Origin of the sequence: Wolbachia endosymbiont (group A) of Andrena helvola, from assembly GCF_964028415.1 — a bacterium.
GTDB lineage: Bacteria > Pseudomonadota > Alphaproteobacteria > Rickettsiales > Anaplasmataceae > Wolbachia > Wolbachia pipientis.
Genome location: NZ_OZ034779.1, coordinates 98,542 through 123,778, shown reverse-complemented (window position 1 = coordinate 123,778; position 25,237 = coordinate 98,542). Strand labels below are relative to the sequence as shown.

Here is a 25,237-nt window from a genome sequence, read left to right as displayed (position 1 = left end):
TAGACAATGTGCAAATAATGGTTGCAATCCCTATAATTCTATCTTATAATGGATATAGAAGTTTAAATTTTTTCGTCTATAATTAAAATGTATTTAGTTATAGAAACTACCTTGGAGGTATGTATGGCAGAATCTATTTGGGCTAAGATAGGCGGAGCAGTTAAAACAGGTGTAGAAGCTACAGGTCGGGTGTTTGCTCTTGTGCCTAAAGCACTTATTTACCCTATAAAGAAGCCGTTTGCTTCAACGGGTGAAATGAAACATGATGCTACAGTTTCGTTAAAGAAAGCTGTTGGTATAGATGTACCTGAAGAAGAAAGGGAATATGATCCACCTATAGAAACCACACAGGCTAGTAAGGATCTTGGTGTACAAATAACAGAGCAAAAGAAAGGGATAGGAAAGGTAAGTTTTTTAGTGTCAAGAACTCTGACGGGAGATATACCTTATTTGAATGATGAACAAATAAAAGCACTAAAAAGTGAGTATTCAAACATCACTATACATAGAGAAGAAAATAAAATTGTAATTGAAGTTGATGTTAAAAAAATAATTGAAGACATTAAAACTGACTATAAAGGAAAGAGTCCAGAGGAGATAAAAAAGCTTGCTATTGAAGAAATTAAACAAAAAGTTGACGGTAACCTTAAAGATCTAGCAAAAATTACTGGTGGAGAATTTAAAGTTCACACAGACTTAAAATTGCTGTATGGTATTGCAGAAAAATTGTATAAGGAATATGATAATCAAAAGCAGTCATCAGACAAAGTTGTGAAGTCTGATGTTGGTCAGCCTTCAGAAACTATAGCTTCAGGTGAGAAAAAATGGGCGCAAGAAGCTATAAAAGCAGGTAAGTCGCAAAGTTGTGGAATGCAAAAATAAGTTATAGGGGAGTATTATGAGTGAAGCTAAAAAAATAGAGGAAAGACATCATAGTCTAACTGTTCCTGGGGATATGTATCACTTACAACCAGGAGTTATTACTGGAAAAAGGGTAAGTGGAATAGAACCCTTTTTGAAAGAACAGCAGGACATGGTAAAAGTAAGGGAACTTGTAAGCTCTTTAAATCTTGAAGATGCTTCTGGTGAAGCGATAAAACCACTATCTACACCTAATGTAGAGAAAAACGAAGAAAGAGGGAAAGGTCGCTCTTAAAATATGAGCAATGAAGTTTATGATAGCGATAACATCTTTGCTCAAATATTAAGAGGTGAGTTACCTTGTGAGAAGGTACATGAAAATGAAAATGTACTAGCTTTTCATGATAAGTACCCTGACGCACCAGTTCATATTTTAGTTATATCAAAAAATCAATATATTTCATATGATGATTTCATTCTAAAAGCTCCTGAAGAGGAAATAGCGGATTTCTTCAAAACTGTAAGAGAGATAGCACACAAATATAATCTAGAAAAAACAGGATATAGATTAGTCACTAACTACGGTGAAAATGGAGAGCAGGTTGTACCACACTTTCACGTGCATATTTTAGGTGGTAAAAAGTTAGGAAAGCATGTAAACTCATAGTGTTATATGTTTTGTTAAATGAGCGAATATTTAACCATAGTAATCTTTATCTGCGTATCAATTGTAGTATCTTTTGCTTTAGGTATATTGCCTATGTTTCTTGCAGTGAGTAAGCCAGATGGTGAAAAGCTTTCCACATATGAGTGTGGCTTCAATCCACTATCCAGTGCAAGAAAAAATTTTGACATTAAATTTTATCTAGTTTCAATATTATTTATAATATTTGACTTAGAAATTGCTTTTCTTTTTCCTTGGGCTGTTTCTTTATCTAAGATAAGCTATGGTGGATTTTGGTCTATGATGGTATTTCTTGCAATACTCACTATAGGTTTTATCTATGAATGGTGTAAAGGTGCATTAGAGTGGGAGTAGTTTATGACAAATCAAATTCTATCTAATGATGACTGGGGTCGTTATAAAAAAGAAGGGTTTCTTGTCACTAAATTTGGTGATTTAACAGATTATGTAATGAATTGGGCAAGGTCTGGTTCATTGTGGCCAATGACATTTGGTCTTGCATGTTGCGCAGTTGAGATGATGCATACTGCATCCAGCCGTTATGATCTTGATAGATATGGTATAATGTTTCGTGCAAGCCCACGTCAATCAGATGTGATGATTGTTGCTGGCACACTAACTAATAAAATGGCAGCAGCATTGCGCAAGGTTTATGATCAAATGGCAGACCCGAAGTATGTTATTTCCATGGGAAGTTGTGCAAATGGTGGTGGTTATTACCATTACTCTTATTCAGTAGTCCGAGGCTGTGATAGAATTGTGCCAGTTGACGTGTATGTCCCTGGATGCCCACCAACCGCTGAGGCGTTGCTATATGGAATGCTATGCCTACAAAACAAAATAAAACGGACTCGGAATGGATAAAACTGCAAAGTATATACAAAAAAAGACCAAATGCGAGTGCATTCAAAAAGATGATGGCATTATTGTAATATATTCAACTTTAGATGAAATTGAAAAGCACCTATTCTTTCTACGTGATGATGAAAAGTGTAGGTTTGAACTATTAGTTGATATTTTTGGGGTTGACTATCCAAATAGAGAGAAGCGTTTCGAGCTAATATACAATCTGCTCAGCATTGTGCATAATATTAGAGTACACATAAAGCTTCAGTTATGTGAAAGCGACATGCCTCCAAGTGTAGCGAAGATATTTAGTACGGCTTTGTGGTTTGAGCGTGAAGTGTTTGATATGTATGGAATAGAGTTTTCTGATCACCCTGATTTGCGTAGGATTCTAACAGACTATGGATTCAAAGGTCATCCAATGTTAAAAGATTTCCCTCTCACTGGTTATGAGGAAGTAAGATATGATATAGAGACAAAAAAGGTTGTGTATAATCCTATAGATTTACCGCAAGATTTTCGTATGTTTGATAGCTTATCGCCTTGGGAAGGTAAAACCATAAAAGTAAATACAAAGGAGTAGAAAATGACAGTACAAAGAAAAAAAATATCTTTAATCGGTGCAGGAAATATCGGTGGAACTCTCACCCATATGATTGCACTAAGGGAACTCGGTGATGTTGTTTTACTTGATATTAGTGATGGAATACCACAAGGTAAAGCACTCGACATAGCAGAATCATCCCCTATTGATGGATTTAATGTCAATATTACTGGCACAAATAGGTATGAAGATATAAAAAACTCCGATGCAATTATAATAACCGCTGGCATCGCTAGAAAACCTGGAATGAGCAGGGATGACCTCCTGCAAACCAATGCTAAAGTAATGAAGGAGGTTGGCGAAAATATTAAAAAATATTCTCCAAACGCGTTTGTAATAGTGGTTACCAACCCTTTGGATGCCATGGTTTCAGTGGTGCATAAATTTTCAAACCTTTCAACTAATATGATTGTTGGCATGGCAGGAGTGCTTGATTCTTCCCGTTTTCGTTACTTTCTTGCAAGTGAGTTAAATATCTCAGTTGAAGATATATCTGCTTTTGTGCTTGGAGGACATGGCGACACTATGGTACCACTAATCAATTGTGCTTCAGTTGCTGGAATTCCACTTACTCAAATTATCGATATGGGTCTTATCACACAGAAAAAAGTCGATGAAATAGTTGAACGCACTCGCAATGGCGGTAAAGAAATAGTTGATCTGCTTAAGTCTGGATCTGCATACTACGCTCCTGCATCTTCAGCTATATGCATGTTAGAATCATATTTAAAAGATAAGAGGCGCATATTACCATGTGCTGCTTACCTTAATGGTGAATATGGTGTAGAAGAGTTGTTTATTGGTGTTCCTGTAATTATTGGAAAAAACGGAATTGAAAAGATCCTAGAAGTTAAAATGAATGATAGTGAACAAGAAATGTTTAATAAGTCTGTAAACTCGGTGAGAGAGCTGGTGAAATCTTTAGGTTCATAAGCAAATTAATGGTTTTATAGAGCTTCTTTATAGCTCAAACAGCCTAAAAAAGTTGCTTGTGGTTACCTTCGCTACTTGTTCTGGTGACTCATTCCACAACTCTGCCAAACAATCAACAACGTATTTCACCATTGCTGGTTCATTCTTTTTTCCCCTATAAGGCTCAGGTGATAGATATGGTGCATCAGTTTCGACTAAAACACGCTCGCGTGGTACATTTTGTGCAATTTCTCTGAGTAAGCTCGCATTTTTAAAAGTAATAATTCCAGAAAATGAAATATATAACCTCAAATCTATAGATTGATAAGCAAGTTCTTTAGAGGAAGCAAAGCAGTGCATTACTCCACTAAAAGCACCGGCTTTCATTTCTGACCTTAACATATCGATCATCTCATTATCAGCGCTTCTTGTGTGAATAACTAAAGGTAGTCCAGTTATTCTTGACGCTTCTATATGTAATGCAAAACTTTTTTTCTGATTGTCTTTGTTGTCAGATTTATAAAAATCTAACCCGGTTTCACCGATACTAATTACCTTTTGGTTCTTGGTAAATTCAACTAATTCATCAACATGTATACACTCACCGTTTTCTATAGCAGCATCAAGCGGATGTATACCAACAGAGGAGTAGACCTGATCATAGGATGAAGAAATTTTTAATAACTTAGGAACATCGTCAATGCTTACGCATATGTTATGCAAAACCTTTACACCATTTTGCTCTGCCCTTGAAATTACTTTTGGTATTTCATCGTCAGAAAAATAAATCAAGTGGCAATGAGAATCTACTATCATGAGCTTATTGTTGAGGCTTTTATTATAGAAGAAAACTCTTCTATCACTGTTTTATAAACTTCTTTTTTAAATGATATAGCACTGGCTACTAAACTATCTATACCTTGCCAACGCCACTCTTTGAACTCTGGATGACCAGTATAATTAATATCAATGTCCTCATCCTCTCCGCAAAACTTCATTAAGAACCACCTTTGCTTTTGACCAGAATATTTTCCATTCCAGCATATTGGTATAACTTCTTCAGGCAAGTTGTAGTATATCCAATCCTTGCTTTTAGTTATAACCTTTACTTTATTAGTACCAACCTCCTCTAGCAACTCACGTAACGCTGCTTGTTCCAGTTCCTCACCATCATCAACACCTCCTTGTGGCATCTGCCAGTAAGAATCGCTATCAAAGCGTTTTCCAATAAAGGCATGTCCTTGTCTGTTAAATAGCATTATGCCAACACAAGGACGGTACTTATCTTTCTGCTCAACCACGAGTACGCTCTGTTTTTAAATGATTTGTTACAGAAGTTTTAATTAATTTTCCATTTTTTTCTTTCTTCATCTCTTCAACAATTTTCTTTGCAACTTCCTTTGCACTCAAGTTCGAGTTATCAATTTCAAGCGAACCCTCAGGTATAAATAGCCTTTTCCCTTCAATTTTCTTTATAGCAAAATCCGGATCAGTAATTTTATTTTCCTGATATCTCTCTTCTGATTGGACACGTCTTACTAGTTTTTCATTATTACAATGTAATACTACAGAAAAAATTTCCATGTCCATTTTTTTACTTAAATTTACCACTGAGTTATATAATCTTTGGTCATAGGGATCACCCTCTATCAATTCATTTGTAAATATATAATGTTTTGATTTTACGTAGTGTTTTTCCAGTATTGCTAATACATTTTCCCTAACTGCAAAAATTTTTTCCCATAGGTCATCTGGAACTTCAGCGTTTTGTAATTTAACAATATCAAATATAATATTATTGAATAGATTATTGCTTACTATTACTGCACCAATGATTTTACACAGTTCCTTTGCAGTAGTAAACTTACCACTGCCTGGAAAGCCGATTAAGTAGATGAGAGTCTTGCCCATAATGAATACTAGTAAAAAGCTATTTTCAATTATATAAAAAGTATATACATTGTACATGCTAAAAACATGATGATAAAATAGATGCAGGTAATACCTTTAACAAGTAGTTGCGTTGAAAATAGTTCATATTTAGAAATTTTGAGTATATAATTATAAATGAATCATATAACCTGTAAACAATGCTTAGCGATATGGAATCGATAAGAAGTACAATTGAAGAGATAATAGATCAAAATAAAGGTCATGATATAGTAACTTTTGATGTGCAGAATAAAACCGTTATTGCAAAATATATGATTATTGCATCTGGTGATTCAAGCCGTCACGTTAAAGCTTTAGCTGAGCACGTAATAAAAAGCCTCAAGCCACATGATAAAATAGATGTAGAAGGTATGGATGAAGGCAATTGGGTAGTTTTGAATTTTCAAGGCATAATGGTTCACATATTCAGGCCGGAAGTAAGGGAGTATTATAAAATAGAAGAGTTATGGAACTGATTGCCTGGATAGCTGGTGCACAACTGCACAAACGTTGTAATTTTGAAGGCAACTCCTGCACAGGTAGTGGTGTCATGAAAGTAGCTGACACTGGAATCCAGTTTTTCATGCAATTTCATCGGAAACGTTGTATAGTGTGCTTGTTTATAATTAAGTTCCAGTGTCTGGGCACTGGCTTCTCTATTAGGGTTACCTTCGGCATTAATGACAGGATAGACTGGGGTTTATAAAATGAAACACGCATCTGAATTTTTAAATTTCATCCAAGAAAGAGGGTACCTATACCAATGCACAAACATTGAAGGACTAGATCAATTATTATTGCAGAGCAATTATATAGTTGCATACATTGGGTTTGATTGCACAGCACCAAGTCTTCATGCTGGTCACCTAATTCAGATTATGATGCTCTGTCACCTACAAAAATTTGGTTATAAGCCGATAGTCTTACTTGGAGGTGGCACAACAAAAATTGGTGACCCATCCTTCAAAGATAAAGCAAGAAGCATCTTGCCTGTAGAGAACATCAATCAAAATACATCCAATATAAGGAGAATATTAGAGAAAATGGTGTCTTTTAATGACAGCAAGACTGGTGCAATGATAGTAAATAACGCAGATTGGTTGGATAACATAAAATACATAGATTTTTTGCGTGATATAGGAGCTTATTTTTCTGTAAATCGTATGCTAAGTTTTGATAGTGTGAAAACCAGGCTGGATAGAGAGCAAACCTTAAGCTTTCTAGAATTTAATTACATGCTATTGCAAGCTTACGACTTTATTGAATTAAACAAAAAATATGATTGTCGTCTGCAGATTGGAGGGTCAGACCAGTGGGGAAATATAGTAAACGGAATTGAACTTGGAAAAAAGTTGAATTTACCTGAGCTATTTGGCCTTACCATGCCTCTTTTATTAAATGCACAAGGAAAAAAAATGGGCAAAACTGAAAGTGGAGCAGTGTGGCTTGATGATAATATGCTAAAGCCTTACGACTACTGGCAATATTTTCGCAACGTTGATGATCAAGATGTTGGACGTTTTTTAAGATTGCTCACTGATGTGCCAATTGATGAGATTAGAAAATTAGAGTCTTTAAAGGATCAAGAAATAAATGAAGCAAAAAAGGTCTTGGCAACAGAAGTGACAAAAATATGTCATGGTGACAAAGAAGCGGAACTTGCACAATTTGCTGCAATTTCTGCTTTTGAGAATGAAGATAGCTCACTACTTCCTGATTACATCATAAAAAAAGAACAAGTTGCAAGCGGCATATCCTTAGTAGACCTACTACATGACACCGGTTTTGAACCTTCAAAAGGCGCTGCAAAGCGTTTAATACAGGGCAACGGATGCAAGATTAATGATAATGTTGTAAACAATATTGATCATGTAATAAATTTCGAAAGCTTTAAAGATCAGCCATTTATAAAATTATCTGCAGGAAAGAAACGCCATATAAAAGTTGTGGTAGATTAGGTCTCGAAGTAAGAAAACAAATTTTATACAAGTGAGAAATTAGATATGGAGCAAATTTTCAAAATTCGAGAATTATGTATAAAACAACTGGAAAGATAGTAGAAAGCGAAATTCTATTATATATAGCTAAAGTGGCTTAGGTTTACCTACAATTTGAAAAACAACAAATTCGTCATTCCGCTACTCATTAGCGGAATCTATACCGCGAATGAATCCATAACTGTACGGACATTGCAATTTGGGCCTACCAGGAGGGCAATGCCTCTTATCCAAGTACCCTCTTCTTGTCATCCAAGTAGCCGACACTGGGATGGCTTTGTTGCATAGCAACTGAAAAAATCTGGTGGCTACTGACAAAATTCATTATAAAATAGCCATTTAACCTTGAAAGAAAAAATATGCCACAAAAAATGAGGGTCAGTAACCATAGCGAATATAACAAATTTCTAGAAAAAAGAGGAAATATTTTTCATTATATCAACGAAGCCATAGAAAAGTGGTACGAGAATGGTCCAAAAATACCAGGTGGCAACAATATTTATAGCGATAAAATTGTAATTTTGGTGCACATAATAACTTGTTTATTTAGAATAGGCCTGAGGCAAACAGTTGGGTTTATAGCAGGATACCTTGAGCAAATTGGGAAAAATTTGCAAGTTATCAGCTATTCACAATCATCAAGAAGGTTTAAGAAACTCAATATTAAGATCAATGATTGCAGAAAATAATATGGAAGATATCGAAATTGCTATAGACAGTACAGGAATTAGTATATACAACAACACTCCTGGTCATAGCAAAGAAAATAGCGAAGATAGAAAGTATCGCAGCTATGAACAGACAAGAAAATTGCATGTAATGTTGAATACAAACAGCAAAAAAGCCATAGCTGTAAAATACAGTAACGGTGTCTACTCTGATCACTATGGAGCTTGTGATTTGCTAAAAGAAGTCGATTTTCAGTATGTCATAAAAGTACTATATGCAGATAGGGCATATGACAGAGAAAAGCTCTATAAGCTGTGTAATCAATATGGTATAAAAACGAAAATTCCTCCGAAAAACAACGCAGCAGAGCATCCAAAGTTAGACTATATGGCTGAGAGAAATTCTGCAGTCAAGCTCATAAAGTCATATGATGAAGATAGTATAAAGAAGTGGAAAAAAGAGATGAGTTATGGAAAAAGATCTTATATAGAAAGTTTTTTCTCGCGACTGAAACAAACATTCGGGTTTAGTTTTAGGAATAAATCTGAGACAAATAGAGAGAAGGAACTACTTGTTAAATACTATTTGCTCAATAAGTTCACTGATATTGGTATGGCTAAATTTGAGATAGCTTCATAAATTTATTGTGCGTTACCTACTATCCGAAGAGCGATGCAACAAAGCCCACGCACTGGGATGACAGCAGTCCTACGTCATACCGCGATTCATTCGCGGTATCTCGGCCGCTAACAAGAGATCCCGCTAACACGTAGCGGGATGACGAATTACTATCTACACCGTCATACCGCGATTCATTCGCGGTATCTCTTAACATAGATCCCTTACTTAACCGTCATACCTTAACATAGATCCCGCTAACAAGCAGCGGGATGACGGTTGTCGTTTAGCTACAAACATTAAGAAATTTACCAAATAAAAAAAAGGCAAAAGAAGCCCCGTGGTTGGCTAATTACTTACATTATACTTTCAAGTATGGCGTTTTTTTATTCTAAACGCTTAATAACCACGACTCAGCTGCTTTTAAGCTGCAACTAATCTAAATTATAAACATTAAGAAATTTACTAAACAGAAAAAAAGGCAAAAGAAACCCTAGGGTAGCTAATTATTCACTATCCATTTTTTAAGTTGGCGTTTTTTAATGTTTTAAATGCTTTATAAGCGTATTTCAGCTTGTGTAGGTAAAAACCCAGAAATTTGATAAAGACATAGAGTGCACATAGTGCAAAAAATTAAACATGAGACGCCAGATACGTGAGTTTTTTTGTCATTTAATCTGTACAGAGAAGATAAATAAATAGCTTCAGTGTTTATGATAAGGGGGCTGGCGGAGTTTGTCAAGTGGTTTTTTAGCCACGTTTCCCTGTTATAATGTTCGTTTGCTTGACCTAAGATCCAGGAGTATTTAAACTGAACTCTATATAGTGTTAAAAATGATAGGAAATCTAAGCGGAATAGTTGATGAAGTGCGCAGTGATCACATAATCCTGAATGTGAATGATGTTGGCTATATGGTGTATCTTTCAGCCAAAACTTTAAATGCATGTTCCATCGGAAGTAGAGTTAAATTACTTATCGAAACCTATGCAAATAACAGAGAAAATGTCGCTCAGCTATATGGTTTTATAAGCAAAGAAGAACAGCAGTGCTTGAGGTTGCTTGTCAAAGTAAGCGGCGTTAGCTATAAAACTGCAATGTCAATTTTGGGCAAATTAACTCCAGAACAGCTATTTTTGGCAATTATGAATGAAGATAAAGTAGCACTCAAGATGAGCGGACTTGGCCTGAAACTCATAAATCGAATCATCACTGAATTGAGTGGCAAAGTGAGTAAACTAGAAATAAATAACAATAATTTTCATCCAATTAATGAAGATGCCCTTTCAGCATTGATCAATCTTGGGTATGAAAAAATGAAAGCTTATGATACGATAAAAAAATACAGGCCAAATCTGGACACTAAGGATATTATTCGCATGGCGCTTAAGGAGCTTTCAATACTATGAAATCAATATCGTGCGGTAAAGAATATACTGAAGATGTGCGCAATATCAACATCAGGCCTGAACAACTTGATGATTTTGTCGGGCAAAAAGACTTAATACAAAATTTAAAAGTGTTTATAAACGCTGCACAGACGAGAACTGAAGCTTTAGATCACGTTTTATTATATGGTCCTCCAGGGCTTGGCAAAACAACTTTAGCACAAATTGTTTCTAAAGAATTAAGAGTTAGCTTTCGCGCAACTTCTGGTCCTTTACTTAGTAAAGCTGGAGATTTGGCCGCAGTGCTTACCACTTTAAATGCAAAAGATGTTCTATTTATCGACGAAATTCATAGATTAAATCGCAGCATCGAAGAAGTTTTATATACTGCTATGGAAGATTTTTGCCTGGACATATTAGTAGGTGAAGGTCCATCTACTCGCACTTTAAGGATAGATCTACCACCATTTACGCTAATTGGAGCAACAACACGGCTTGGATTACTTTCTGCGCCACTCAGAGATCGTTTTGGCATTCCTTTGCATCTTGAGTTTTATTCCTTTGAGGAGCTGGTTAATATTATAAAAAGAGGCGCAAGAGTTCTTTCTGCTGAAATTGAAGAGGATGCAGCACGGGAAATTGCCTGCCGTGCGCGCGGCACTCCAAGAATTGCTTTGAGGTTACTCAGAAGAATAAGGGATTTTGTTGAAGTGAAAGATGATAAAAAAATTACTTATGAAGTCGCTGATTCTGTATTACTAAAATTGGGTGTAGATAAAATGGGACTCAATAAACTTGATATGAATTATCTAAGATTTTTATTCAACACTTCAGGCCCTGTTGGAATTGACACCATATCTATTGCGCTATCCGAAGATGTTGGCAATATTGAAGAAACAGTAGAACCTTATTTAATCAAAATTAGTTTTGTAAAGCGCACACCAAGAGGGCGCGTTCTAACCGATCAAGCAAAGGAGTATTTGAGCTTTCAACATTAAACATCATAATTTATATTGACTAATTGGCGTGGTATCTATATGCTAACATTTATATATTAAAAATAATGGAGGCATATATGTTAACTAATAGCACTGAAACTGTATCTTTAATTGAAACTTCTTCTAATCTAAATATCAGTCCTTCTGATAATAATTCGATTTCGGATACTAAAAATGTACCTAAATCAACACTAGATGAGAATGTACCTAAATACGTCACTCTTAATAATGCAGAAGAATGGAATGAGTTCTTTATAATGCAGAACAACACTTCTACTAATACCACTAATAAAAAGAAACCAAAACCTTATATTCATAAGGATAGTAATGGTATATGTACATATACTGCTCGGGATGAGAATAAATATGGTGGTAAGAACATTATAGGCAAAATTGCTGAACAAATTAAAGAAGAGATATCTAAAAATATAGAAAATAATGATATAGAATTTATAAAACTTAAAGAAAGCAAAAATGAAGATAATATTATTGAGCCTGCCGTAAGAATTGCGATAGGTAGTAATACAAAAGAAATAAGCATGAGTGACATTCTAAATAACGATTTGTGTAAACAATATGGCGTGAAAGCAATTACATTATTGCTACCTCAAAGTAAAGCAAGGGGGCTACGTTGCCGGGTTGATGAACATGGAACAAGAATTTATGAAGTAGCTAATGGGTCATATCAAATGACTTTAAAGTGGAATGCTCAAGGAAAAGAATGTAATATTAAAATTAATATTCATGATAATGGCTCCGTAGAACTTATTGAGGGTAATGGTGTTACTATGGAGCAATTAGCTGCACATAAAGAAGTAAAAGTAGGAAGGCAATATGAAGCAAAGCCTTTACATGAAGTGTTAGCATCACAATTGCCACAAACACAATTACAACAAAGCTCTGAAGAAGTAAAATTTTTGGAGCAGCATTCAACAAATGTAGAAGACTTGAGCGGCGCATCACAAAAGCATCAAGCTCCTGCTGCTTCAAAATAGGTAAAGTAGTGAAAATTCAGTATAAGTTGCTTGCATCTGCAAGTAACTTATACTTTTATGATGAGCAACACAATACTACCAAGAAATTTCTACGAGCGGCCAACTTTGGTTGTAGCCGGGGAGTTACTAGGAAAGATGCTGAAATTTTCTAACTTTAGTGGAATAATAACCGAAGTTGAAGCCTATATAGGAATGAATGACCCAGCTTGTCACGCGGCAAGAGGCTATACTAATCGAACCTCAGTAATGTTTGGTATGCCGGGGTTTTCATACGTGTACTTTATATATGGAATGTATTACTGTTTAAATATTGTAACAGAAACAGAAGGGTTCCCAGCAGCAGTGTTAATACGAGGATTAAAGCTCATTGAACCGCTTGAAGCAAACTTAGGCGGACCAGGAATACTGTGCAAAAGATTAAACATTACCAAAGAACATAATAAGCAAGACCTTACTATAAGCCACAAATTTTGTGTTTATGAATCTCACCTCAACCCGGATTATGTGTGCACTCCGAGAATCGGAATTAGTAAAGGCCAAGAGAAATTTTGGCGGTTTAAGATTTTCTAAACTTAAGCTCCAGTGATCTTGCGTAGACTATTTGCCAATTGGATAATCACCAGTGAAACAAGCATCACAATATTGTGGTGTAGCATTGTTACGCACTTCTCCTTTAACAGCCTGATATAATCCATCAATACTCAAGAAGGCTAGGCTGTTTACTCCTATAACTTCCTTAATTTCCTCTACAGATTTATTTGCAGCAATTAAATCTTTGCACTCTGGCGTATCTATTCCATAAAAACAAGAATGCTTAATTGGTGGGCTTGAAATTTTGAGGTGAATTTCTTTTACTCCTGCATCCTTTAACATAACTATTATATTTGTTAACGTACTACCACGCACTATACTATCATCTATTAAAATTATGTTTTTACCCTTCAAAGTGTGCCTATTAGCATTGAATTTTAATTTTATTCTAACTTTACGTACTTCAGCGGTTGGTTGTATAAAAGTTCTTCCTATGTAATGATTACGAATTATTCCCAGTTCCATAGGTAATCCTGAATGCTTTGCATATCCAATAGCTGCAGGTATTCCAGAATCAGGTATTGGTACAACCATATCTACATTGTTTTTTGGTGGGCTCTCTTCTGCAAGTATTCTTCCTATTTCTTTTCTTATATCATATATGGACCTATTCTCCATTATGCTGTCTGGTCTCGAAAAGTAAACGTATTCAAAAATACAAAAACTTGATTTTTGCTGTGGGAAAGGAAATGCTGAAGCTAGATTATCATTTCGATCAATGGTGACTAACTCACCTGGTTCTATTTCTCTAACAAACTCTGCATTTACTATATCAAGAGCACAAGTTTCAGATGCAAGAACGTAAGAACCGTTTAACTTCCCTAAAACAAGAGGCCTGATTCCAGATGGATCACGTACTCCAATAACTACTTCTTGATTGATTGCCACAAAAGAATAAGCACCTTGTATTTGCTTTAATGCATATATAAAACTCTCTAAGAAGCTATTTTTTTCACCCCTTGCTGTCAGATGCACTACTACTTCTGTGTCAATATCTGACTGAAAAACGCACTCTTGTTTAATTAATTGTTCGCGTATCGGAGAAATATTAATTAAATTACCATTATGTGCTATAGCAAAATCCCCAAATTTGTTACTTTTGCCAAGCATGGGCTGCGCTCCAAATTTACTACCACTTGTTGAGTATCGAACGTGACCTATTGCACAATCTCCAGGCAAGGATTTTTTTATTTCATCTATATCATCAAATACGCTGCTCACTTGACCTTGAAAGTGATAAGAGTGCAGCTTATCGTTGTTACTGGTTACTACGCCAAAAGACTCTTGACCTCTATGCTGCAAAGCATGGAGAGCAAGTATAGAGTTAAAAGCAGCGCTTTGGTTGCAGCTTATGCCAAATACCCCACATTCCTCACGCATTTCATCTAGCATAAAAACTATTAAGTAAAGTTTAATTTTACTTTAGCATAGGTAAAATACAAGTATTTTGTTGTTCATCTGCTTTTATTGCCAGCAATAATCCTATGCATATCAAGCTTGCAGCAGTTGTACTTCCTCCATAAGAAAGAAATGGCAGTGGATCGCCTATCACAGGCAAGAGGCCTATTGACATTCCGATGTTTATAAAGAAATGAGCGCTAAAAAAGGCGAAAATGCCGATAGATACCGACTTAGAAAAATAATTTTTCGACCTATAAGCGATAGAGAAAATTATGCCAAGTAATGAGGTATAAAGCAAAATTAAAGTCATGCTACCTAAAAAGCCCCACTCCTCACTCAGCACTGCAAAAGCAAAATCTGTACGTTTTTCCGGCAAAAATCCAAGTTGAGTTTGACTTCCACTCACAAAACCTTTACCAAGTAAACCTCCTGAACCAATAGCTATCTGAGATTGCTGCGCATTATAACCTATTCCAAGTGGATCCACTGATGAATCCAAAAACGACAATATCCTTTGCTTGTGATAAGGACGTAAAAAAGGCCAAATAGCCGGTACTGCAAAAATGCCAAGCGTTCCACATATTACCGAATGAGATCTTTTTATTATTGCTGTGAATATAATTGATATCCCTATAAATAACATTATCACAGCTGTGCCTAAATTAGGTTGCTTTAACACCAAGAACACGGGTAAGAAAATAATTATAAGTGCCTTAAGCAATCTTTTAAATTCCATCATTTTATATACACTCTGCTTATCAAAATAGCGAGCAAGCGCAAGTATTAAGCCTACTTTTGCAAATTCTGATGGTTGCAAACTAATTGATCCAATTCTTATCCACCTTGTTGCACCCATTATGTGTGAGCCAAAAAAATTCACTACTAATAGCGAAATCACTGCTGCTACATAAAAAAAGTAGGCGTGCTTCAAATAAAAATCTAGCTCTATGAATGACATAGCTATAGCAAGTAGGAAAAAGAAGGAGAATATGACCAGTTGGTGAATCGCAAATGGCACCCACTTTCCTCCAGCAGAAGAGTATTGAACAACAATGCCAACGCAAAACAGCGCTATCACGTTAATGACTAACAACCAATGAATCTTCTTCAGTCTATCCACAATAAAGACCTTATAACCTTAAAGTATAGTAAAATATGAAACAAAGATAAAAATCAAAAAACCAACTTCTCAACTACTAACCGAATTGGAGTGCTATATATTCCAGTTACTACTGTTAAAACTGCCATAAACAATAGACAGAAAAGCATAGGAAATGGCACATCATTAATTTTGTCCGGTGTCATTCCAGTGCGTGACGTTGCATCATTTTCAAAATACATTTTCTCTACCATCTTCCACATATATATCAATGCAAGGAAAGAGCCAGCAGCAAATGTTACAAGGGAAATCCACGCATGAGATTCGATAATTGCTTTCATTATATACCACTTGCTTACAAAGCCATTTGTTAAAGGCACACCGATTAATGCTAAACTGAGTAGAGTGAACGCAAGTGCTGTATAAGGCATTGATTTCTTGAGTCCCGATAAATTCTCTATTTTTGTTGTATCAAATTTGTAAGAAATACATCCTGCAGCCATAAATAAAGATGTTTTTATTATGCTGTGGTTTACTATGTGAAGAATTGCTGCAAATACACCTGTTTTTGAGTTAAAACTCAGTGCTAAAATTATATAACCAATTTGGCTAATACTAGAGTGAGCAAGCAGTCTTTTTATGTCTTTTGCGGTTATTGCAAATATCGACCCAAATATAACAGCGCAAAGTGCGAGGATAATTATCACGTTGCTTAGTGATGGTTTAAATAAGAAGAAATTTTGATGAAAAACAGTATAAAAGATTCTGATGAAAACATATATCATCACTTTTGTCACTGTGCCTGAAAAGAATATGCTAATGAAACTTGGCGCCTCACTATATGCATTAACCAGCCACCTGCTTAATGGAAACAGTGCCATTTTGATTGAGAGACCAATAAAAATGAACAACGTGCCAAGTTTTATGATGTTGTTATCGTGTAATGGAACTATTCTTTCAGCCATGTCAGACATATTGAGCGTTCCAGTCATTGAATACAAGAGCCCGATGCCAAATAAATAAAATGTTGCGCCTATTGTTCCACTAATTAGATATTCAAATGCTGCAACCAAGGCTTTTTTATCCCTTCCCATTGAAACTAATACATAAGAAGAAAGAGATGAAATTTCCAAGAAAACGTAAAGGTTAAATATGTCGTTTGTTACTAGAATCCCGAGCAGTCCGCTTAAGCACAGTAGAAATAGAGAGTAAAAACCAGTGATTTTGTTTTTGCTAATTTCTTTTTCGTTAATATAAAAGCTATAAAGCACGCTAATCAGCGCTATAAAATTCACCAAAGTTAGAATCAAGGAGTTTAACACGTCGATTCTTAACTCTATTCCATACGGAGGAGCCCAATTTCCAAGGTGATAAGTTATAATTTCACCTTTATATGTTTTAATGAGTAGTATTGATGAAATGATAAGAGTGATTGTTGTTGCAATAAAAGAAATAAACCAAGATACCTTGTGTTTCTTGGTAAGAAAGCAAAACATTGATGCAATTATTGGTATAATAACTTGTAAGATTGGTAATTGCATTAAATTGTTGTTAATATATCGTTAAAGTATTAGTATATATAATACTTTTTGTTTTAATACCCTTATGTTATCTAAAATTTGTAACGCAATAAAACGCCTATTACGAAGAGAAGATAAATTTGTAGGAAGAGATGAAAATGGAAATTCTTACTATGAATCAAGTAAAGGAAAAAGGTGGGTTATGTATAGCAGTGTCTCTGAGCCTACAACAGTGCCTCCGGAATGGCATATATGGCTTCACTATACTGATAATGTAGTACCAGTTAATAATAAAAAAAGAAAAGTAAAACATACTCCTAATTTAACGGGTACAAAAGATGCATACTATCCAAACCAAAAAGTGAAAAATTACTATAAAAGCTGGAGTCCTGATAACTAAAGATGCGAAGGTCAAATATACTTGAAATAACCGCTGGATTATTTGTATTAATTTTCACTATTTTTCTGATTTTCTTTGCTATTGATAAGCTATCTTACATAAAGAAAAACTATAAGGATTGCAATAAAATATATGGTCTTTTTGCTAACGCTAACGGTATAGGAGTTGGTGATAGTGTCAAGATCTCTGGTGTAGATGTTGGAAGCATAACTGGTGTATCACTTGACAAAGCTACCTACGTAGCACGAATCGATATGTGTATAAGCAAAGACATAAAATTGCCAATTGATAGTTCAGCTCTGATCACTAGCAGTGGAGTTGTTGGCAGTAAATTTGTTAATATATCACCTGGATCAGATATTAAACTAATCTTGCATGGTGGTAAAATAGAGTATACTCAAGCTGAAGCAAATATGGGTGGAATAATGGACAGAATTCTTGGTATGTTTACAAAGTGAAAATGGCAGGATTCCAAGTATATCCGTTCAGGTAAAGCCTCCTGTAGTTCTAAAGTATTTAAGGAGTTTGCCTTATTTCTTGCCTTTTCTACCGCTTGCTTTGGGGTTTATAGTATAGAAAGTGCCTTAATAGTTGCAGTGCATGTCTATCAATGATAAAATGAAAATTAATTTATTTTGATATTATGATTGGTTTACTGTTTGCCGTACTGTTGTTCCTCTGTGGTAGTGATGCACTTGCAAAACAGGAGCCACGTTCAATAGCTGGAGATAATCACATAAAGGTGATAAATTATAACCCACAAGCTATACATAAGTATACGGGTTTTTATGGTTATCAGTCCAGTATATTGTTTGAACCAGGGGAGGTAATACAAAACCTTTCAATGGGTGATTCAACTGGTTGGCAACTCCTTCCTCAAGGTAATAGATTGTTTATTAAGCCTATAGATGATATTGCCGATACTAATGCAACTATAATTACCAATAAAAGAGTTTATTACTTTGAACTTCATGCTGAAGAAGCAACTGGACTAGATGATCCAAGATTAGCATATGAAGTAAGGTTTCTTTATCCACTATTTAGCAGTGATGAGATTTACACAACAAATAACGGTGATATCTTCGAACAAGCTAGTCATACCATTATTCCTGATATCAATGATATTGAAGTTGTAAAGAAGGGATTAAATTTTAATTATTCCATCTCGCACGTCAAAGGTAGTCAGTCAATAATACCAATTAAGGTTTTTGATGACGGAAAATTTACATATCTACAATTCAATAAAATAAACTCTGATTTTCCGGCAGTTTTTATGGTTGATTCTGCAGGATATGAGTCTTTAGTAAATTTCCGTACAGTTGATAACTACCTGATAATCGAAAGGGTAAGTTCAGTGTTTACCTTAAGGAATGGATCGAGTACAGTTTGCCTATTTAATGAAACCATACCTTTCAAAAAAGGGTAAAGGCTATAATGCCCGAGATATGGGTGCAAAATTTTTTCTATGATGTTCTGTAATTCCATAAAGGCCAATAGCGTTAAGGTGCTCTTTTGTCCCATATCCTTTATTTTTATACCAATTATATTCAGGATGCTTATTATGCAATTCTTGCATAAGCCGATCTCTCGTAACTTTTGCAACGATTGAAGCTGCTGCAATTGATGTACTCAAATTATCACCATTTACTATGGATTTCACTTGCCATTTCACTTCAGGTGGTTGATTACCATCAACTAGTACATAATCTAATTCTAGGTCCAAGTCTATTAACGCACGTTTCATTGAAAGCTTTGTTGCTTGCAAGATATTGTATGAATTTATTTCTTCTACGCTTGCCATTCCTATACCAAATTTTGCAACGGATGTTATTTTTTCATATAGGACTTGCCTACATTGAGGAGTCAACTTTTTCGAGTCGTTGATTCCATCAATAATTGTATTTCTATCAATAAACACTACGGCTGCGGATATTACTGGACCAGCTAGCGGACCTCTTCCAACTTCATCCACTCCTGCTATCACTCCTGATAATTTATTTTCTAATGTAAAGTCTGGGTATTTCATAGGTTTTTATAATAAGAAAGTTATAGTAAAAACTGAACAGATAATAGAAATTATCCAAAATTTCATAACGATTGCATTTTCTGACCATCCCTTCTTCTCAAAGTGATGATGTATTGGTGCCATAAGAAAAACTCTTTTTCCTTCTCCATATTTAAACTTTGTATATTTAAAATATGATATCTGAATAATAACAGATAGAGTCTCTATTACAAAGATTATTCCAATAATGGCAAAAAGCATTTCTCTTTTAATTAGGACACTAGTTAACCCTAAAGCCGCACCTACCGACAAGCTACCAACATCACCCATAAATATTTTTGCTGGATGTGTGTTAAACCACAAGAAACTTAGAATAGCTCCTATAAATGCAATGCAGAATAAAGTAATATTCATATCTGCCTGAGTTATATATGCAATTAGCCCCAAAAAAGCAAAGGAAGTGATAACTTGAGTTGCAGCAAGGCCATCCAAACCATCTGTGAGATTCACAGCATTAGAAGAGCCGACAATTACAAACGCAGCAAACGGAACATATAGATAGCCAAAATCTATTATTACTCCTTTAAATAGGGACGTTTTTGTAAAACATTCAGCAGAGTATAGCTTAAGTATAAACACACCAACCAGAGCAACAATAAACTGAATAAGTATTTTGGTTTTTGCACTTAAACCTCGATAGTGATTTGTCTTCAATTTTAAATAATCATCAATAAATCCAAGTAGAGCAAAAAATAGAGTTATCAATATCAGCAGCAAAATTTCTGGTGTTAACTGAGCCCAGAGTAAAATTGGTAATAAAGAAGAAATCAGTATTATTATTCCGCCCATAGGTGGTACATTCTTTTTTGTTATTAAATGACTTTCTGGTCCACATGATCTAATTGGTTGCCCATCTTTGCTTATTTTTTTTAGAAGCTTTATAAAATAGGGAAAAAGAATAAACCCAAAAACAAATGAGGTAAAAAATACTTTTGTAGCTAAGATCATCTGCTTACTTAAATTGACTAAGTGTCATACCACCTATAGCTAATAAAGTCAACTTCTGTCATCCTATAGCCTGACCCACAACTGTACGAACATTGTGATTTGGGCCCATCAGTAGGGTGTCATCCCAGTCTGGAATCCACAACTGTACGAACGTTGTAGTTTGGACCACCAGTGGGGTGTCATCCCAGTGCCCAGACACTGGTTCTATGCAACTTAATTAAAAACGTTTGTTTTAGTGTAAGACAATTACCTTTAGCTTATCAGCTCAGTTATAAGCAAAATTTCTGGATTCCAGACTGGAATGACACCATTTGCTGTGCAATTTACCTTCAAAAATGAATGTTCGTACAGTTGTGAACCTGTGGCAGGTATTACATAAGAGCATTTCCCTCTTCTAAATTAAAACGCACTTTTGCCTCCTTTGCAGTCTATACTTTAGATGTATTTAATTTACCAATACTAATTATTTATTAATAATGGTGATATGTAAATATAGTTATAAAATAATTGTTACACTTGAATTCCTTCCTGGTTTCTGTTGTTATCAGAACATTTAAAACACTTTAAGAAAGCTGCTTAGTTAAATTAACTTAGACAAGTAAATAGCAGTTTTGCAGCCTGTTTTTATGAATGATGATAAAATGTTGTAGCCAAATGCGCTTTCAGCATTGTGCTGAATTGCAATATCTTTGTGCTCTAACTCCTCGTCGCGAAATTTACTTATAGTTTCTCTTAATTCCCCATCTTCTAAATGTGAAACTTGCTCTTTGTAGTGCTCCCCGATAACTTCTTCAACTGCAGCAGTGCAAGCCATAGCAGCTTTTTTGCCCATAATGGCAGTTGCAACGCCAAGCGACACTCCTAAAACACGCCAAACAGGCAACAAAACAGTAGGACGAACTTTTTGCTCTTTGATTTTCTCATTAAAATAGTGAAAATGCTTTTTTTCCTGCTCTTCCATTTCAATTATTTCATTGATTATAGAAGATTTCTTAAGAATAAATTTTTGACCAGAATAAATGCAAATAGCTCCATATTCTCCAGCGTGATCTACTCTAATTGCCTGTTGCAAGAACTGATTGTTGCTGTACCTTAAATTATTTAGATTTCTTTCTTTCTCCACAATACACCTTACCTGATACGAACAGAGCTACTATGAGATAAATTAGATTCCATGTTGCTAAGGAAACACCTAGAACGTAATGAGGTCTGTCACAAGATGGAGAGTAATTAGGATTTAGTAGATTATTTCTGAGCTCTTCTATACTAACGTTACCACTTGCTTGCTCTGTACAACCTAAAACATCATGAAATAAGTGGAGTTCAAGACCTATATGATAAAAAGATATTACTGCACCTATGAGGTAGCTGCAAAACATTGCATAGATTAGAATTTTGTTGTCTTTAAGCATGCACGCTACTGCAAGTAATCCGGCGATATAGTAAACTATTCGCTCGTATGTACATAACTTGCATGGCAGCATGTTGAAAAAATATTCTAGCACATATGCAAAAATTAGAGCAGCGGCACTCGACAGCAGAAAGATTGCAGGAATTCTGGAATTATTACACATAACTTTAAGTAAATTATCCCTGAAAGTATAAAGCAGAGTATTCATTTTACATAGGGATTTTTATTTTTTTTCAAAAGCAATCTAACTGGCACACCGTCTGCAAAGAAATTTTTTCTGAGATCGTTAATTAAATAGCGTTTGTAACTTTCATCAACACTTTCAGGTATGTTACATATCAAAGAAAAAGCTGGAGGTTTAGTACCAATTTGAGCGATATACTTCATTTTAACTGCTTTGCCTTTTACAAGAGGGTGAGAATGTTTTCCTACAGCATCTATGAGCCACTTATTCAGTTTTGCAGTGCTGATCTTCTTGTTCAAGGATTCACTCACTTCAAGACACTTATCTATCACATCACCGCAGCGCATGCCTTTTAACGCAGAAATTGTTATAGTTGGCACTTCCAAGAATAACCTGGTTACTTCCTGTTGTTTGACAAATTTTATTAACCTGCTTCTGTCATCCTTACCTATTAAATCCCACTTATTTAAAACAACAATAATCCCTTTCCCTCCCTTAATTGCAGCTTCACCAATTGATAAATCCTGCTGCTCAATACCAACTAGGGAGTCTAGCATTAAAACTACCACATGAGAGCGCTTGATTGATTCCATGCTTTTCTCAACAAATCTTGATTCTAAGCCATCTACAACATTCGCCTTTCTGCGGATTCCGGCAGTGTCAATTAGAGTAATTAACTCTCCATCATGATCATATGTAATATCCACAGAATCACGTGTGGTACCTGGCTCTGAACTTGTTATTAGTCTGTTTTCTGCAAGTAAACCATTTAAAAAAGTTGATTTTCCAACATTCGGACGGCCGATGATCGCGATCCTCAGCCTACTCAGTTCATTGTTAGGTAACTCAGTGTTCTCGTTAAAATTTTCAATAACACCAGCTAATGCATCATAAAGATCAACCATGCCAAGATTATGCTCGGCAGAGATATACACCGGGCCAAGAAAATCAAAAAACTGCAAATAATCAACATTTTCGGATTTATGACTCTCGCATTTATTTGCTATCAGTATCACAGGTTTATTTATTTTTCTCTTCAGCCACTTTGCAAACTCTTTATTTCGCTCATTTTGCACTTTTGCGTCAACAAGAAAGAAAATTATGTTTGAACTGGATAAAGAAAACTCTATTTGCTCAATAACTTGCAGTGAAAAACTAGTTTGGTCGTTCCATCCTCCTGTATCTATAACTTTAAACTCCAAATCGCTAATTCTCCCCATTCCCTCTCGCCTATCCCTTGTCACTCCTGGAATGTTACTCACTACTGCTGCTTTTCTTCCTATTAATCTGTTGAATAGGGTCGATTTTCCAGCATTTGGTAGGCCTACTATGGCGATTTTTAGCATAATTCAAGGGCATGTTCTATATGAAGTAAATTATAACCGAAACTTTTCAATTTAACTATTGACTTCGTAGATTATATAAGCATACTACAGTTAGAATTTTTTTATTTCGTTATGTAAAATATGAGGTAGTTATGCTAGTGTCAGAGCAAATAGAGAGTGTAGATAGAGAAGAATTAAAGCAACAAAATCATATACATAAAGATACAGAGTGTTCGGAAGAGACGACAATATATGGGCATATTAATCAACATATGGAAAAAAACATCTCAAATACATTGCATGAAATATATGATGCTCTTATGTCATATAACGAATCGGAACAGTCAATGACGTCAACTTAAGAACTTTCATTAGCAAACTCTCCTAAAGACATGATGGCGTTTAGGCTTATCTACTTTATTGCGGCTGTCCCGGTCGGATTTTAACTTTAGCGCGTATACTTAAAAAGGGCTTGAAAGTTTTTTGGCGCAATAAGTACCTGATAGAGTTTCTGTCTCATTACACTAAATAAAACTGAAAAATTTAAACGATACTCAGTAATTTGATCTGGGTTCCAAGGCCCTTGTGCATCACATATATGAAGCGATAATATATTGCACATGACCAAGTTTGCCCAAAATTCTTGTAATACAGCCTCTCCAGAAAAATTCTCTAACTCTGCTCCTACTTTGAGTCGTTTATAGCACTTCTCTATGTGCCACCTTAACACATAAGCTTTGCTCCAAAGTCTCGGTCAAAAACTCTGTTTCTCAGTTGGCTAATGTCAGCACTATAACTCTTACTTTCTGTCCTTTCATTTTATTTTTTAGCTTTTCATTTTCTAATATAAAATCAAAATCTAATTCGCCAGCGTTCCCATAGCTTACTATAATTTCTTTTTTGCAAGCGAAAAATAAAATCTACTTCCAAATCATAATGCTGCTGAATGAATTTTACTGAAGACGATCATAGATAAATAATAATTTCTCTTGATTTAATAAACGCATTTGAGTGATAACTTCGGGTAATTGCTCTGCCGCCAACGTTTGTTCACCTATATTCCAAGCTGCAAGACGAGCACTACAAATCAGCGAAGTACACAAATCAACAAACAAATTGCCAATGGTGCCTGTTGTTCCATTTGGTTCAAACTCGGATACAATTTCCCCAGAGCTGGGTAATCTCATACCAGAACCATCTGCTGCAATAAGTCTATAGCCTCTCCAACTCAGGTTCATCCTGATAGGCTGTTTGGATGCTTAGATTCTTGAAAGCCTGTATGGCAAATCTTATATCTTGCTTTAGAAAAAGCTTGCTTTGAGGGTACATGTCAATGGCTCCATAAGTTCACATTCTATTCCCAAACTTTTTTTAACTAACTTTAAAATCATAGAAAATACTGTCGAAAAAGGAAGTTTTCTTGTTCGTGTAAAACTCAACACAATGGATTTTCTGAAAAGTTTTCGAGTATATTATATTTTTAATTTGTAGAATAAGGTTTTTTCCTTTTTGCATATTTCACCTAAAAAGGACACATTTTAGACTTCTTTGTTGAAATAAAACAGAAACAAAAGTGCTGTCCCTTGCACTCTTTGGATAATTTAATGATAAAAAATTTGGAGAGAAATTTTATACACTATCGCTGATATTTTTCCTTAAGTTGACGCCATTGCCTGAACGGATACAACTTAATTTTTAATCTGCAGGAGTCAAGTTGAGAATGTCCAATTTTCCACTTTCTTTATAGCATAACATACTTCAGCGCCTCTTGCTCCTCTTGAAGTCCAATG

31 protein-coding genes and 1 pseudogene are annotated in these 25,237 nt (G+C 35.2%); 20 read left to right on the top strand and 12 right to left on the bottom strand.

The annotated features are described in order from the left end of the window. The first annotated feature begins 123 nt into the window (after positions 1-123). The 7 genes from ABWU73_RS00685 to mdh are packed head-to-tail and all read left to right on the top strand — an operon-like array spanning position 124 to position 3,929. Positions 124-882 (top strand): hypothetical protein, encoded by a 759-nt coding sequence (locus tag ABWU73_RS00685; protein WP_264329491.1) that lies wholly within the window; start codon positions 124-126, stop codon positions 880-882. 16 nt (positions 883-898) lie between these two features. Further along, positions 899-1,156, top strand: coding sequence for a hypothetical protein (locus ABWU73_RS00680; RefSeq protein WP_006279579.1), 258 nt, complete (start codon positions 899-901; stop codon positions 1,154-1,156). 3 nt (positions 1,157-1,159) lie between these two features. Next, positions 1,160-1,528 carry an HIT domain-containing protein gene (locus ABWU73_RS00675; RefSeq protein WP_010082356.1) on the top strand — a complete coding sequence of 123 codons (369 nt, stop codon included), beginning with the start codon at positions 1,160-1,162 and terminating at the stop codon, positions 1,526-1,528. An 18-nt stretch (positions 1,529-1,546) separates the two neighbouring features. Next, positions 1,547-1,900, top strand: a complete 354-nt coding sequence (locus tag ABWU73_RS00670) for an NADH-quinone oxidoreductase subunit A (protein WP_006279576.1) — start codon at positions 1,547-1,549, stop codon at positions 1,898-1,900. Positions 1,901-1,903: 3 nt separating this feature from the next. Beyond that, positions 1,904-2,410, top strand: coding sequence for a NuoB/complex I 20 kDa subunit family protein (locus tag ABWU73_RS00665; protein WP_006279574.1), 507 nt, complete (start codon positions 1,904-1,906; stop codon positions 2,408-2,410). Further along, the gene (locus ABWU73_RS00660) at positions 2,403-2,975 is read left to right on the top strand and encodes an NADH-quinone oxidoreductase subunit C (protein ID WP_007548576.1); all 573 of its coding nucleotides are present in this window, start codon (positions 2,403-2,405) and stop codon (positions 2,973-2,975) included. The genes ABWU73_RS00665 and ABWU73_RS00660 overlap by 8 nt, the downstream gene beginning before the upstream one ends. Positions 2,976-2,978: 3 nt before the next feature. Continuing rightward, on the top strand, positions 2,979-3,929 hold the full coding sequence (gene mdh, locus ABWU73_RS00655; RefSeq protein ID WP_264329490.1) for a malate dehydrogenase: 951 nt from the start codon (positions 2,979-2,981) through the stop codon (positions 3,927-3,929). 27 nt (positions 3,930-3,956) lie between these two features. Here the strand turns inward: mdh and ABWU73_RS00650 are convergent, their stop codons facing one another. From ABWU73_RS00650 to ABWU73_RS00640, 3 genes are read right to left on the bottom strand one after another with little or no spacing between them, the layout of a single operon-like run. After that, the gene (locus ABWU73_RS00650; protein WP_353285490.1) at positions 3,957-4,724 is read right to left on the bottom strand and encodes a TatD family hydrolase; all 768 of its coding nucleotides are present in this window, start codon (positions 4,722-4,724) and stop codon (positions 3,957-3,959) included. Further along, positions 4,721-5,167: an RNA pyrophosphohydrolase gene (locus tag ABWU73_RS00645; protein WP_007548581.1), complete on the bottom strand. Its 447-nt coding sequence runs from the start codon at positions 5,165-5,167 to the stop codon at positions 4,721-4,723. The genes ABWU73_RS00650 and ABWU73_RS00645 overlap by 4 nt, the downstream gene beginning before the upstream one ends. Positions 5,168-5,201: 34 nt before the next feature. Further along, positions 5,202-5,819 (bottom strand): AAA family ATPase, encoded by a 618-nt coding sequence (locus ABWU73_RS00640; protein WP_022626414.1) that lies wholly within the window; start codon positions 5,817-5,819, stop codon positions 5,202-5,204. 179 nt (positions 5,820-5,998) lie between these two features. Between ABWU73_RS00640 and rsfS the strand changes: the two genes are divergently transcribed. The 9 genes from rsfS to ABWU73_RS00595 all read left to right on the top strand — a co-directional run bounded on the left by rsfS (position 5,999) and on the right by ABWU73_RS00595 (position 13,073). Next, on the top strand, positions 5,999-6,316 hold the full coding sequence (rsfS, locus tag ABWU73_RS00635; RefSeq protein ID WP_006279567.1) for a ribosome silencing factor: 318 nt from the start codon (positions 5,999-6,001) through the stop codon (positions 6,314-6,316). Further along, positions 6,307-6,546: a hypothetical protein gene (locus ABWU73_RS00630; RefSeq protein WP_010963049.1), complete on the top strand. Its 240-nt coding sequence runs from the start codon at positions 6,307-6,309 to the stop codon at positions 6,544-6,546. Before rsfS ends, ABWU73_RS00630 begins: the two co-directional genes overlap by 10 nt. Before the next feature lies 1 nt (position 6,547). Further along, complete coding sequence (tyrS, locus tag ABWU73_RS00625) at positions 6,548-7,798, top strand: tyrosine--tRNA ligase (protein ID WP_341810260.1); 1,251 nt, start codon at positions 6,548-6,550, stop codon at positions 7,796-7,798. 398 nt (positions 7,799-8,196) lie between these two features. Beyond that, positions 8,197-8,526: a transposase gene (locus tag ABWU73_RS00620; protein WP_264329437.1), complete on the top strand. Its 330-nt coding sequence runs from the start codon at positions 8,197-8,199 to the stop codon at positions 8,524-8,526. A gap of 1 nt (position 8,527) precedes the next feature. Beyond that, positions 8,528-9,145, top strand: a complete 618-nt coding sequence (locus ABWU73_RS00615; RefSeq protein ID WP_265017804.1) for a transposase — start codon at positions 8,528-8,530, stop codon at positions 9,143-9,145. Positions 9,146-9,958: 813 nt separating this feature from the next. Further along, positions 9,959-10,531 (top strand): Holliday junction branch migration protein RuvA, encoded by a 573-nt coding sequence (ruvA, locus tag ABWU73_RS00610; protein ID WP_010082382.1) that lies wholly within the window; start codon positions 9,959-9,961, stop codon positions 10,529-10,531. Beyond that, a complete protein-coding gene (ruvB, locus tag ABWU73_RS00605; protein ID WP_010963048.1) occupies positions 10,528-11,508 on the top strand; it encodes a Holliday junction branch migration DNA helicase RuvB in 981 nt (326 codons plus the stop codon). Before ruvA ends, ruvB begins: the two co-directional genes overlap by 4 nt. A gap of 77 nt (positions 11,509-11,585) precedes the next feature. Next, complete coding sequence (locus tag ABWU73_RS00600; RefSeq protein ID WP_253303502.1) at positions 11,586-12,503, top strand: hypothetical protein; 918 nt, start codon at positions 11,586-11,588, stop codon at positions 12,501-12,503. A gap of 60 nt (positions 12,504-12,563) precedes the next feature. After that, a complete protein-coding gene (locus ABWU73_RS00595) occupies positions 12,564-13,073 on the top strand; it encodes a DNA-3-methyladenine glycosylase (protein WP_264329834.1) in 510 nt (169 codons plus the stop codon). Positions 13,074-13,100: 27 nt separating this feature from the next. Here the strand turns inward: ABWU73_RS00595 and purF are convergent, their stop codons facing one another. Genes purF through ABWU73_RS00580 form a run of 3 tightly spaced genes read right to left on the bottom strand, consistent with a single transcriptional unit; the run spans position 13,101 to position 17,135 of the window. Beyond that, complete coding sequence (gene purF / locus ABWU73_RS00590) at positions 13,101-14,486, bottom strand: amidophosphoribosyltransferase (protein WP_264329488.1); 1,386 nt, start codon at positions 14,484-14,486, stop codon at positions 13,101-13,103. Positions 14,487-14,511: 25 nt separating this feature from the next. Then, entirely contained in the window at positions 14,512-15,615 is a 1,104-nt protein-coding gene (gene rodA / locus ABWU73_RS00585) for a rod shape-determining protein RodA (RefSeq protein WP_264329487.1), read from the bottom strand. Positions 15,616-15,668: 53 nt separating this feature from the next. Then, on the bottom strand, positions 15,669-17,135 hold the full coding sequence (locus tag ABWU73_RS00580; RefSeq protein WP_341810259.1) for a proton-conducting transporter membrane subunit: 1,467 nt from the start codon (positions 17,133-17,135) through the stop codon (positions 15,669-15,671). A 64-nt stretch (positions 17,136-17,199) separates the two neighbouring features. Here ABWU73_RS00580 and ABWU73_RS00575 point away from each other — a divergent pair, with 64 nt between their 5' ends. The 3 genes from ABWU73_RS00575 (at position 17,200) to virB9 (ending at position 18,940) form a co-directional block, all read left to right on the top strand. Then, positions 17,200-17,514, top strand: coding sequence for an NADH-ubiquinone oxidoreductase subunit NDUFA12 family protein (locus ABWU73_RS00575; RefSeq protein WP_007548590.1), 315 nt, complete (start codon positions 17,200-17,202; stop codon positions 17,512-17,514). Between the two features lie 2 nt (positions 17,515-17,516). Further along, on the top strand, positions 17,517-17,972 hold the full coding sequence (locus tag ABWU73_RS00570; protein ID WP_010082331.1) for an outer membrane lipid asymmetry maintenance protein MlaD: 456 nt from the start codon (positions 17,517-17,519) through the stop codon (positions 17,970-17,972). A 185-nt stretch (positions 17,973-18,157) separates the two neighbouring features. Next, positions 18,158-18,940, top strand: a complete 783-nt coding sequence (gene virB9 / locus ABWU73_RS00565) for a P-type conjugative transfer protein VirB9 (protein WP_010082330.1) — start codon at positions 18,158-18,160, stop codon at positions 18,938-18,940. A 3-nt stretch (positions 18,941-18,943) separates the two neighbouring features. Here virB9 and ABWU73_RS00560 read toward each other — a convergent pair whose 3' ends face one another. From ABWU73_RS00560 to der, 5 genes are all read right to left on the bottom strand, one after another. After that, positions 18,944-19,540, bottom strand: a complete 597-nt coding sequence (locus ABWU73_RS00560; protein ID WP_010082329.1) for a ribonuclease HII — start codon at positions 19,538-19,540, stop codon at positions 18,944-18,946. 6 nt (positions 19,541-19,546) lie between these two features. After that, a complete protein-coding gene (gene mraY / locus ABWU73_RS00555) occupies positions 19,547-20,527 on the bottom strand; it encodes a phospho-N-acetylmuramoyl-pentapeptide-transferase (RefSeq protein WP_151807633.1) in 981 nt (326 codons plus the stop codon). 580 nt (positions 20,528-21,107) lie between these two features. Then, positions 21,108-21,650: a demethoxyubiquinone hydroxylase family protein gene (locus ABWU73_RS00550; protein WP_006279362.1), complete on the bottom strand. Its 543-nt coding sequence runs from the start codon at positions 21,648-21,650 to the stop codon at positions 21,108-21,110. Continuing rightward, positions 21,625-22,146, bottom strand: coding sequence for a disulfide bond formation protein B (locus ABWU73_RS00545; RefSeq protein ID WP_015589379.1), 522 nt, complete (start codon positions 22,144-22,146; stop codon positions 21,625-21,627). Before ABWU73_RS00545 ends, ABWU73_RS00550 begins: the two co-directional genes overlap by 26 nt. Next, positions 22,143-23,468: a ribosome biogenesis GTPase Der gene (der, locus tag ABWU73_RS00540; protein WP_341810258.1), complete on the bottom strand. Its 1,326-nt coding sequence runs from the start codon at positions 23,466-23,468 to the stop codon at positions 22,143-22,145. The genes ABWU73_RS00545 and der overlap by 4 nt, the downstream gene beginning before the upstream one ends. 131 nt (positions 23,469-23,599) lie before the next feature. Here der and ABWU73_RS00535 point away from each other — a divergent pair, with 131 nt between their 5' ends. Then, complete coding sequence (locus tag ABWU73_RS00535; protein ID WP_015589377.1) at positions 23,600-23,809, top strand: hypothetical protein; 210 nt, start codon at positions 23,600-23,602, stop codon at positions 23,807-23,809. Positions 23,810-23,818: 9 nt separating this feature from the next. Here ABWU73_RS00535 and ABWU73_RS00530 read toward each other — a convergent pair. Then, positions 23,819-24,962: pseudogene (locus tag ABWU73_RS00530) on the bottom strand (transposase). Between the last annotated feature and the right edge of the window lie 275 nt (positions 24,963-25,237).

Excerpts from the sequence above, each read along its gene's own strand:
- ABWU73_RS00685 (WP_264329491.1), top strand. The coding sequence starts at position 124 with ATGGCAGAATCTATTTGGGCTAAGATAGGCGGAGCAGTTAAAACAGGT.
- ABWU73_RS00680 (WP_006279579.1), top strand. The coding sequence starts at position 899 with ATGAGTGAAGCTAAAAAAATAGAGGAAAGACATCATAGTCTAACTGTT.
- ABWU73_RS00675 (WP_010082356.1), top strand. The coding sequence starts at position 1,160 with ATGAGCAATGAAGTTTATGATAGCGATAACATCTTTGCTCAAATATTA.
- ABWU73_RS00670 (WP_006279576.1), top strand. The coding sequence starts at position 1,547 with ATGAGCGAATATTTAACCATAGTAATCTTTATCTGCGTATCAATTGTA.
- ABWU73_RS00665 (WP_006279574.1), top strand. The coding sequence starts at position 1,904 with ATGACAAATCAAATTCTATCTAATGATGACTGGGGTCGTTATAAAAAA.
- ABWU73_RS00660 (WP_007548576.1), top strand. The coding sequence starts at position 2,403 with ATGGATAAAACTGCAAAGTATATACAAAAAAAGACCAAATGCGAGTGC.
- mdh (WP_264329490.1), top strand. The coding sequence starts at position 2,979 with ATGACAGTACAAAGAAAAAAAATATCTTTAATCGGTGCAGGAAATATC.
- ABWU73_RS00650 (WP_353285490.1), bottom strand. The coding sequence starts at position 4,724 with ATGATAGTAGATTCTCATTGCCACTTGATTTATTTTTCTGACGATGAA.
- ABWU73_RS00645 (WP_007548581.1), bottom strand. The coding sequence starts at position 5,167 with ATGCTATTTAACAGACAAGGACATGCCTTTATTGGAAAACGCTTTGAT.
- ABWU73_RS00640 (WP_022626414.1), bottom strand. The coding sequence starts at position 5,819 with ATGGGCAAGACTCTCATCTACTTAATCGGCTTTCCAGGCAGTGGTAAG.
- rsfS (WP_006279567.1), top strand. The coding sequence starts at position 5,999 with ATGCTTAGCGATATGGAATCGATAAGAAGTACAATTGAAGAGATAATA.
- ABWU73_RS00630 (WP_010963049.1), top strand. The coding sequence starts at position 6,307 with ATGGAACTGATTGCCTGGATAGCTGGTGCACAACTGCACAAACGTTGT.
- tyrS (WP_341810260.1), top strand. The coding sequence starts at position 6,548 with ATGAAACACGCATCTGAATTTTTAAATTTCATCCAAGAAAGAGGGTAC.
- ABWU73_RS00620 (WP_264329437.1), top strand. The coding sequence starts at position 8,197 with ATGCCACAAAAAATGAGGGTCAGTAACCATAGCGAATATAACAAATTT.
- ABWU73_RS00615 (WP_265017804.1), top strand. The coding sequence starts at position 8,528 with ATGGAAGATATCGAAATTGCTATAGACAGTACAGGAATTAGTATATAC.
- ruvA (WP_010082382.1), top strand. The coding sequence starts at position 9,959 with ATGATAGGAAATCTAAGCGGAATAGTTGATGAAGTGCGCAGTGATCAC.
- ruvB (WP_010963048.1), top strand. The coding sequence starts at position 10,528 with ATGAAATCAATATCGTGCGGTAAAGAATATACTGAAGATGTGCGCAAT.
- ABWU73_RS00600 (WP_253303502.1), top strand. The coding sequence starts at position 11,586 with ATGTTAACTAATAGCACTGAAACTGTATCTTTAATTGAAACTTCTTCT.
- ABWU73_RS00595 (WP_264329834.1), top strand. The coding sequence starts at position 12,564 with ATGAGCAACACAATACTACCAAGAAATTTCTACGAGCGGCCAACTTTG.
- purF (WP_264329488.1), bottom strand. The coding sequence starts at position 14,486 with ATGCTAGATGAAATGCGTGAGGAATGTGGGGTATTTGGCATAAGCTGC.
- ABWU73_RS00580 (WP_341810259.1), bottom strand. The coding sequence starts at position 17,135 with ATGCAATTACCAATCTTACAAGTTATTATACCAATAATTGCATCAATG.
- ABWU73_RS00575 (WP_007548590.1), top strand. The coding sequence starts at position 17,200 with ATGTTATCTAAAATTTGTAACGCAATAAAACGCCTATTACGAAGAGAA.
- ABWU73_RS00570 (WP_010082331.1), top strand. The coding sequence starts at position 17,517 with ATGCGAAGGTCAAATATACTTGAAATAACCGCTGGATTATTTGTATTA.
- virB9 (WP_010082330.1), top strand. The coding sequence starts at position 18,158 with ATGATTGGTTTACTGTTTGCCGTACTGTTGTTCCTCTGTGGTAGTGAT.
- ABWU73_RS00560 (WP_010082329.1), bottom strand. The coding sequence starts at position 19,540 with ATGAAATACCCAGACTTTACATTAGAAAATAAATTATCAGGAGTGATA.
- mraY (WP_151807633.1), bottom strand. The coding sequence starts at position 20,527 with ATGATCTTAGCTACAAAAGTATTTTTTACCTCATTTGTTTTTGGGTTT.
- ABWU73_RS00545 (WP_015589379.1), bottom strand. The coding sequence starts at position 22,146 with ATGAATACTCTGCTTTATACTTTCAGGGATAATTTACTTAAAGTTATG.
- der (WP_341810258.1), bottom strand. The coding sequence starts at position 23,468 with ATGCTAAAAATCGCCATAGTAGGCCTACCAAATGCTGGAAAATCGACC.
- ABWU73_RS00535 (WP_015589377.1), top strand. The coding sequence starts at position 23,600 with ATGCTAGTGTCAGAGCAAATAGAGAGTGTAGATAGAGAAGAATTAAAG.